This window comes from Methylobacterium sp. BE186 (assembly GCF_031457035.1).
In the GTDB taxonomy this organism is placed as follows: domain Bacteria; phylum Pseudomonadota; class Alphaproteobacteria; order Rhizobiales; family Beijerinckiaceae; genus Methylobacterium; species Methylobacterium segetis.
In genome coordinates, this window is record NZ_JAVDVV010000014.1 from 122,097 (window position 1) to 130,166 (window position 8,070).

Annotated in this window: 1 protein-coding gene and 1 pseudogene; one reads left to right on the forward strand and one right to left on the reverse strand. The window is 64.8% G+C overall.

The annotated features are described in order from the left end of the window. Positions 1 to 74: 74 nt before the first annotated feature. Positions 75 to 7,412 (reverse strand): peroxidase family protein, encoded by a 7,338-nt coding sequence (locus J2X36_RS15855; protein ID WP_310351369.1) that lies wholly within the window; start codon positions 7,410 to 7,412, stop codon positions 75 to 77. 341 nt (positions 7,413 to 7,753) lie between these two features. On the opposite strand from J2X36_RS15855, the pseudogene J2X36_RS15860 reads away from it, so the two are divergent. Further along, positions 7,754 to 8,070, forward strand: a pseudogene (locus J2X36_RS15860) (type I secretion system permease/ATPase); the annotation flags it as partial.

The window sequence follows — 8,070 nt, forward strand, 5'->3', positions numbered from 1 at the left end:
ATGAAAGCAGGGAGTGGCCAGCTCTCGCCGCTCACTCCCTACCTCGAGGTTACCTATGAGCCGTGTCAGTCAGATCAGACGAGGTGCCAGCCCTCTTCGATCTGCGAGATCAGGCAGCTCTGAGCTTCCTGGCTGAGAGCGATACCCGTAGCCACCGCGGCGCGGGAGGCTCCGCTCTCAAGAGCCGCGGTCCAGCTTTCCAAGCCCTCGTCCTCAGCGTCGCGGCCGAGGGCGTTCTTGTAGAGCATGTCGACGAAGTCCTCGTTCGAGAGGTCCACGTACTTCGCCTTGTACTCCATGGAGTCGAGGAAGCTCTGTGCCGCGGCGGTGTCGGACAGGCCCGCCTTCATTGCGGATGTCCAAGCCACGAGGCCCTCTGCGTCTGGCGCTCGGTCGAGGAGGCCGTAGTAGAGCCGCGCCGCGTCGCTCGCGTCCTTGTCGGCCGTGAACACGCCGTACTCGAACACCGGCTTCAGTCCGTCGAGGTTCTCCTGCGAGAAGGCGAAGCCGAGCACCACGTCTGCGCGTGACGTCCCGTTCCCGAGGGCGCTCAGCCAGGCATCGACGCCCGCATCCTCGCCCTCGCGGCCGAGCGCCGTGTGGTAGAGGCCTTCGATGAAGGCGCGATCGTCCTCCATGCCGTGATGCCCCTTGCCCTCGTCGGAGCTGAGGAAGCGCTCGGCCATGTCGTGCAGGGACATCCCGTCCATGCGCGCCCCCGTCCAGTACTCCTGCCCGCCCATGTCGGAACCCCGGCCGAGCACGGCGTCGTAGAGGGCGTAGACCTCGCCCGCAGCGCTGTGCGCGTCGTGGCTGACGCTGCCGAAGTGCTCGCGATGGTGCGGCATAGATCCGTGATCAGGATCACCGGTACCCGGCTGACCCGTACCCGGATCATTGGTGCCCGGCTGGCCCGTGCCCGGATCGCTGGTGCCCGGCTGGCCCGTGCCCGGATCGCTGGTGCCGGGCTGACCCGTGCCAGGATCGCTGGTGCCGGGCTGACCCGTGCCAGGATCGTTGGTGCCGGGCTGACCCGTGCCCGGATCGCTGGTGCCCGGCTGACCCGTGCCAGGATCGCTGGTGCCGGGCTGACCCGTGCCCGGATCGTTCGTGCCCGGCTGACCCGTGCCAGGATCGCTGGTGCCGGGCTGACCCGTGCCAGGATCGTTCGTGCCGGGCTGACCCGTGCCGGGATTGTGGGTAACTGGGCCGGAGTTGTTACCACGCGTGTAGGTGACGCTGTGTCCACCGCCAGACATCGTGGTGGTGCCATCCGCGTTCTCAACGATCGCGCACTCTTCGGGCGTGAGGCCCGTCGGCAGCTCGATCACGTCCTGAGGGCGAAGCGCCCCGAGGATGATGTCGCGGCCGCCGTTCGAGGTGAACACAATCCGGTGCGCCGACTGAAGCGATGAGATGTCGACCGTGTCGTCGCCGTCGGAGCCGTTGATCGTGATTGTATTGAAGTTCAGGCTGGTTGGATTGAAGTTGCCGACGGCCAGCACCGTGTCGTTGCCGGCACCGGTGTTGATCGTGATCTCCTCGATATCGGTGAGTTCGGAAATGATATTGTTCGCCGTCACCGCGCCGTTCACACCGTTGGTGTTGCGAGTGACGATGATCTCGGCCGTGCCGGCAGCCGCGTAGATGCCGGCCGCGACCGCGTCCGCCTTGGCATAAACCCGGAAAACCTCCGCGTTGCCTGAGCCGTTGACGACGAACCTGTCGCCTGCCGCGCCTTCCGTTCCGCCATTGATCACGTCGCGACCGTCGTTCGAGAGCTCGAACCCCAAGAAGCTGGTGGCGCTCCAAGTGACCGTGTCGTCGCCGTCCCCGCCATTGAGGGTGTCGTTACCGGTGCCTCCCGTGAGCGAGTCGTTTCCAGCGTCGCCGTTCAGCGTGTCATTGCCCGTGCCACCGCTGAGGGTGTCGTTGTCGGCCCCCGCGTTCAGAGTGTCGTTGCCGTCACCACCGTCGAGCGTGTCATTTCCGGCCCCGCCTGAGAGCGTGTCGTTGCCGCCGTTGCCGTTGAGGATATCGTTGCCGGCGTCGCCGCTGAGCGTGTCGCCAGCAGCCGCATTGCCGCCTGTGAGCACGTTGTTCAGCGTGTTGCCGGTGCCGGAGAAGGCGGCATTCCCGGTATAGGTCAGGTTCTCGACGTTCGCCCCAAGCGTGTAACTCGCGAGTGACGTCCGCACCGTGTCGGTACCGGTCGATCCGGCCGAAGTCTCGTCGACCACGTCGCCCGCGACATCGACCACATAGGTGTCGTTGTCCGCGCCGCCCCGCATGATGTCGGCGCCTGTGCCGCCGTCGAGCGTGTCGTTGCCGGCGCCGCCATCGAGCGTGTCCGCTCCGGCACCGCCGGTGAGCACGTTCGCCACCGCGTTGCCCGTGATCGTGTCGGCGTTGTTCGTGCCGGTGACGTTCTCGATCCCAGCGACCGAGGCAAAGCCCGAGGCGGTACCGGTTGCGAGGTTCACCGTCACTGCCGAGCTCGTGGCCGAGTAGACCAAGCCGTCGCCCGTCCCCGCGCCGAGATCGGCGCGGACCTGCTCGATATCGGCGTTGATCGTCCCACCGGCCTCGACCTGGGTGATCCGGGTTCCGAAGACGATGTTCAGGTCCTCGTTTCCGGCGCCCGTGTCGACGATCAAGAGCGTGTCGAGATCTGCGCCGCCAGAGAGCGTGTCAGCCCCGTCACCCGTGCCGTCGATGTCGATGATGATCGTGTCGTCGCCAGCTCCGCCGTTCACGGCGTCGTTGCCGTCGCCGCCCGTCAGGGTGTCGTTGCCGAGGTCGCCATTCAGCGTATCGTTTCCGGCTCCGCCGTTGATGATGTCGTTCCCATCCGACCCGCTCAGGATGTCGTTGGCGCCCCGGCCGTTGATCAGGTTCGGGCCGGTCGACCCGGTGATCGTATCACCGACCGTGTTGCTGCCGACCCGAGCTGTGATGTTCGAGGTCAGGCTTTCGGCAGAGCCGGACTGGTCGGTGTAGCGCGCGATCACCTGGAAGAAGCGAGGATCGCCGGCATTCCCGATTGTGAGAGTTGGGTTGGCTGTCGGACCGCCGAAGTTCGTCCAATTTGTAAGTCCGTCGGCCGAGACCTGCCATTGGAAGGAGAAGGTGCCGAGACCGTTCGGATCGGCGATGCCGGCGGTGTTGGCGGTCAGCAAGTTCTCGGAGCCGGTGATGGTCAGCTCGCCCGTCGGCGGCCGGTTGACGATCAGGACGTCGCGGTCCGAGAACCGGAGCGTCTCGATGTTCCAGAGCTTGTCCGTGCCCTCGTCACCGTCAGTCGCATCGGTGTCGGTCACCGTCCAGCTGCCGTCGGTGTTCCTGCCGAAGGTGTAGCCGGTCCGGACGCCGGCGTAGACCGCGACGTCGTTTGCAGCATTGGCCGGATCTCCGTCGAGGATCTCCCGCACCATCTCCAGCTGCCCGGGATTGAGCGTGCGATCGAGCATCAGGGCGGAGAGTGCCTTGCCGCCGAAAAGCACGTTGCCGGCAAGGTCAGTCACGACAGACGACATGCTCTCGGCCGTCATGGTCGGCGTGCCGCTGCGGCTCTTATCCGCATAGAGTGCGATCCGGACGTTCAGCCAGGAGTCGCCGTCGATGATGTCGTTGCCGGCCCGGCCGCGGATGGTGTCGCTGCCGCCGCCGCCAAGAAGGATGTTTGCGCCGTTGCTCGTGTTCAGGATGATGCCGGGATGCGTCACCCCGAACTCGTCGACGTCGCTGTCATCGATGCCGTTGAGGAGCGCCGCGAGGCCGTGGATCCGGGCGACCCCCTCCACGGTGAGCGCGCTATCGAAGATCGTGCCGCCGATGACCTCGGCGCCGCCGGCACCGACCGCTCCGATAGGGGAGTCGGAGCCCTTGAGATCATCGTCGAACTTCCAGCCTGACAGGCCTTCGGTCGAGTCGAAGCGGTCACGCAGCGTCAGGTCCTGCTGCTGATCGAAACCGGCCACGGTCGGGATACCGGCTGCGACGATGCCGAGCGCGAGGTCGGAGCGAGCGGCATTCGGGTCAAATTTGTGGATGCCCCAGTCGAAGCCGAGCATGCCGTTGTTGCGCTGGATGCCGGCGCCCTCGAACATGATGTCGTCGCCCGACTCGCCGTCATAGTCGGTGTCGTTGTTCTGGCCGTTCAGAATGTCGTGGCCGATGATGGTCGAGTTGAAAAAGAGCTGCGAGTTCTCGCCCGAGAGCGAGTCGAACCCGTCGCCTCCCTCGATCCAGTCGTCACCCTCATTGCCCATGAGGTTCTCGTTGCCGTTGCCGCCCATGACGAAGTCGTTGTCGCGGCCGGCGAACACCTCCGAGCCATCGAGCCCGGCCATGATGAAGTCCTGGCCCTCGCCGCCGAAGAGGATGTTGAGGCCGGCTCCGACGCTGATCACATCGTTGCCCGCGTCACCGCGCAGGAAGTTGTCGCCGAACGGGTCGACGATGATGTCATCGCCGTCGCCGCCGAAAACCTGATCGGATTCGGTCTGGGCGTTGAGGTAGTCGTCGCCGCCGTCGCCCCAGAGCGTGTCGATGCCGCGATCGCCGATCAGCGTGTCGTTGCCCTCGGTGCCGCCGAGCACGACGTGCTCGCCGCCCGAGAAGCGGATGTAGCCGCCATCCGCGTGACCGTCGTTGTTGACGTCGGCACCGGGCGCATGCCGGGTGACCTTCGGGTCGATCGCCTGCAGGATCGCGTTGGCCTGGACCGGATCGGTGTCGATCTGCTTCGTCTGGTCGATCTCGAGCGTCAGGTCGGGCGTGTCGAAGAGGTTGCCGGCCACGTGCGACGAGGTCGTGTCGCCGAGATCGGAGTTGCGCATGGCGAGCGCCGAGAAGGTGTTCGCCTCGAGCTCGTTCAGAAGGTTCAGGCCCTGCAGGCGGCTGAGGTAGTACAGACGGTCGCCGTTCTGGAGGTTCTCCATCTGATTTTCGAAGACGTAGTTGAACGTCGAGCCCAGCATGCCGCCGAATTCGGTCTTGCGCTCCGCGAGCCCGCCGATCCAGAGGTCGACGAGGTTGAGGCCGGATTCGTGGCCGGCCCATGCGCCGGTCGAGTTGAGGAAGTCGAGCCGATCGTCGACGGCAGCACCATTGATCACGCGGTCATCGGCCGGGGTGGTCGGATCGCCAAGAACGGTCTCCTGGCTCCCGATGACGAGGGCGAGCGCCACCGCGCGCTTGCCCTCGATCGTGGTCTCGGCCTGGAGCAGCGGATGCGTCCCGTAGGCCGCCACGAAGTTCACGATCGAGAGCGGGTTCTTGAGGTTCTGGGCGAGCGCCAGCCAATTGTCGTAGGGCTTCAGGTCAATGTTGCCGGTGTCCTCGTAGAACTGCGCCCTGGCGACGTTGAAGGCCGGCACTCCGGCTTCGCGACCGCGGGCGATGTTGAGCGCCGCGAGATCGAGCGGCAGGCCGAGGAGTGTGTTGCGCAGCGAGCTCACCACGAACTCGTCGATCTCGTTGCCGGCCTGGCGCGACATGCCGCGCACGATCGCGCCGGTCGCCTCGGCTGCGGTGATGCCGCTCGCGGTGAACGCCTGCGGGTTGAGGAAGGCATCGAAGAGCTCGATGTCGCTCTTGCTCATGTTCAGGTCGAGCCGGTCGATCTTGTCGGTCAGCATGGAGTGGCCGAACCGGTAGACGACGTGCGCGAACTCGGCCGTGATCGCCGGATTGATGTCGGGCGTGTTCGTGAACACGAAGGGGTTCACCGCCGGCTGGACCTTGCGGGCGAACTCCTCGAAGACGAGGTGCTGGTACTGCATCTCGGTCACGAATTTCGCGGCCTGGAACAGGCGCTCGCCATCCCAGACGAGCGTGGACGTGTCGGCCGGAACGGAGGTGACGTCGTTCACGAGCCACTCGTTCAGGAACGAGACGTCGCCGTTCGCCGCGGAGGCCAGGATCGTCAGCTTGTTCGCCTCGACGAGCCGGTTGTGCTCGGAATGGAAGATCGTGTGGACCGCGGTGAGGCCGATATTCTCGTTGCCGCGGCCGTCGCCGGTCACGAAATGTGAGCCCAGCATCTCGTCGTCGTAGGTGAGCGGATTGCCGTCGTCCCCGACGCCCGGATCGGAGTCGGCTGTCTGTTTAACCGCGGGCGTCCCTGGATTGTGGTCGTGGTCGACCATCACCGGCTCGGCATGATGCGCGATGTCGTTCAGAAAGGCGTGGCCCGTGCGAATGGCGTTCGCCGGCACGGAGATGCCATCAGCCGTGCCTTCGACGAAGCCGTCCGGCGTCGCGATCTGGGCATAGCCATGCGCACCGGGGATGAAGTTGCCGTAGGCGTCCGTGCGCAGGAGCGGCACGTCGAGAACATCATAATCGTCGAGCTTGATGCCGAGCATCCGGAGCGCTTGAGCCTTCGTATCGGCCCAGGTCGCAATGCTGCCATTGGCGCCGTCGAGGAGGCGGCCGGTCGAAACGGCGTGCGAGTCATTGACGCCGTCGCCGTTGGAATCGACGGAGAACATGTATTCGCGCAGAAACACCTGGTGCGACGGATGCGAGGTGTAGGTCTGGTTCTGGTCGATCCACGGCGTCGTCGTGTTGATCGTCTCGTGGTTCGTGTCGTCCGCCGTGCCCATCACGCCATCCGCGCCGGGGCCGGCAACGGGGGTCGAGCGCGTCAGCGCCATGAAATTCGTGTGGCTGCCTTCGACGTAGAGCGGGTCGTCCTTCTGCAGCGGGATGTAGACCGTCCCGTTGTTGCCCTTCGTGATGAGGTCGAGGCCGTGGTCGAAGAACTGGCCGAAGAAGGTCATCCAGCCGTTGAACTGCGGGGAGAGGCCGATGTCCGGCGACTGGTTCGGGATCACCGACAAGTCTTCGTTGGTGAGCGCGATCTCGTCCGGCCCGAGCGTCTCACCGGGCTTCGGCGGGGCGACCGCCGTCTTGTTGGGATGCGCCGCCTCCCAGGCCGCAACCGCGAGCGGATTGCCGAACCAGGCAGCGATTGCGGCCGGGTTGTTCACCGACATGTCGACGATGAGGTTCGAGATGATGCGGGGATCCGCATCCGCCACGTTGCCTGTGTGGCCGCCGTTCACCGTTGGCAATGATGGCGAACCGACCGAACCGTAATCGGTGTTGTCGACGGCCATGCCGGGCGCGAACGGCATCGTGTCCCCATCCTGATCATTCAGGAAGTTCGGATCGAGCAGGCGCGGGAGGATCTGATCGGCGGCGCCGACGAACTGGCCGCCGGGCAAGAGATTGTTGTTTGATCCGTCGACGTGGCGCAGGCCCCAGGGCAGGATCGCAGCATTTGGCCCGATGATCTGCTGCAAGGTCTCACCAGCGGTCTCTCGCTCCGCGATCACGATCTGCTTCAGGATATAGGCCAGGTCGTCCTGGTTGACCGTAAAGTTCGGGTTCTGGGTGGTCATGATCGTTCTCCCCGCGCATTTTATAGGTCAATCGCAAATCGATGGTGCTCATCGCTATTGCTTGCTTCGGTTGAAACACTTTTTTAATCCTGCCGCTAGGGAAAATATTTACCTAAACCGACAGATCTAACTCTGTATAGATCCAGGTACTAGTCGTATTCCGTGGGATTCTCGTCGAGCAAAAATCAGGAAGCGGCGCGCCTTTCGCATGCCCACGCTCTGCAGCATGCGGCGAGAGAGCGAGTTGTTGTGGCGAATTAGTTCAGAGATCTAGTCCGTTTTCTTGCTGGCTTTCGGCGATCGAGCTCGAATACAGCTGGCCGAAACAGGGGGGCGAGGTCATGTCGGGACAGCGAGACACACGGGAGATTGTCTCGGCGTTGAGCCGATGCCGGACGGCGTTCATCGGCGTTGGGGTGATGAGCGGTCTGGTGAACGTGCTCTACCTGACGGGCTCGTTCTTCATGCTCGAGGTCTACGACCGCGTCATCCCGAGCCGCTCCGTGCCCACGCTGGTCGGCCTCGTGGCCCTCGCGCTCGTCCTCTACGCCTTCCAGGGCCTGCTGGAGATGATCCGCTCCCGCATCCTCGCCCGCGTCGGCGCGGCGCTCGACGAGGCCCTCTCCGCCCGCGTCTTCGACCTCGTCGTGCGCGCCCC

Coding starts and splice junctions, on each gene's coding strand:
- J2X36_RS15855 (WP_310351369.1), bottom strand. CDS start 7,412: ATGACCACCCAGAACCCGAACTTTACGGTCAACCAGGACGACCTGGCC.